At 52.5% G+C, this 838-nt stretch carries 1 protein-coding gene; it reads right to left on the bottom strand.

The window, feature by feature from the left end:
- A partial coding sequence (locus E4K65_RS46730; RefSeq protein WP_135179766.1) for a hypothetical protein occupies positions 1-775 on the bottom strand: 775 nt, incomplete at its 3' end.
- Between the last annotated feature and the right edge of the window lie 63 nt (positions 776-838).

Here is an 838-nt window from a genome sequence, read left to right as displayed (position 1 = left end):
CGATTGCATCTAGAACGAACTTTATTGGATCGGGGGGAGGCGTATGATTCACCCCGAATGGCTCTCTAAGCCAGCCCTTCTCTCCGTTCACCAATATCGGCGGAAATGCGGGAACGTCGAAATACGCCACTTCCCAGAAGGAAACGAGTTGGTTGGCTTCTTTGGAAACTAGCCTAAGCTCCAGAGTGCGGCCAGTGGTCCCACTGGCACTTTGGTGATGGGAAGGAGCAGTTTCATCGATCAGCAAGCGCAGATGTGGCTCCGATATTTGCGGCATGAGATATCGTCCGAGTTTCTTGACAGAAACACAGGCGGTTGTTTCCCGCGCCTCATTTTGTCGAGCAGGCGCAAGCGGATCGTGATGAGTGTCAGGACATATCTGCCCCTGGATTCGTTCAAAAGCGTACCAGTCGTCCGCAATCAAGCCGTAGGCTTTCTCAAAACGATCAAGTTCAACCAGTGCCTTTGCTATTGAGCCACCGCCGTTCTGCCATGTGGTGATGAATGTGTTCGGCTTGTTATATCGAGTAATCTTCGCACGCTGCCAAGATACCACTTCGGCTCTCCTGGCAGCGGGAGCGACGAACCGAGAATCCACAAACGAATAAGCGTAACTCACACCGGGCAGAACAGCGATTCCGGCAAGCAAAATCGCGATCAGATACTGACGACGGTTGAACGCGAGCCAAGATGCGTAGGCGCAACCAAGGATAAGCGCATAAAGTGGAAGCTGTAAGAATAGGATCTCGATGTAGATTTTGACCGTAGCGCTCATGTCAACCTCTCGCGCTTCAGCCAAAGCTCGGACCCGATCTGGGCAAGCCATAGCTTCAGAGGT

The organism is Bradyrhizobium niftali (genome assembly GCF_004571025.1).
GTDB classification, from domain to species: domain Bacteria; phylum Pseudomonadota; class Alphaproteobacteria; order Rhizobiales; family Xanthobacteraceae; genus Bradyrhizobium; species Bradyrhizobium niftali.
The sequence above is the reverse complement of the archived record's forward strand: the minus strand, read 5'-3'. Positions and strand labels throughout refer to the sequence as shown.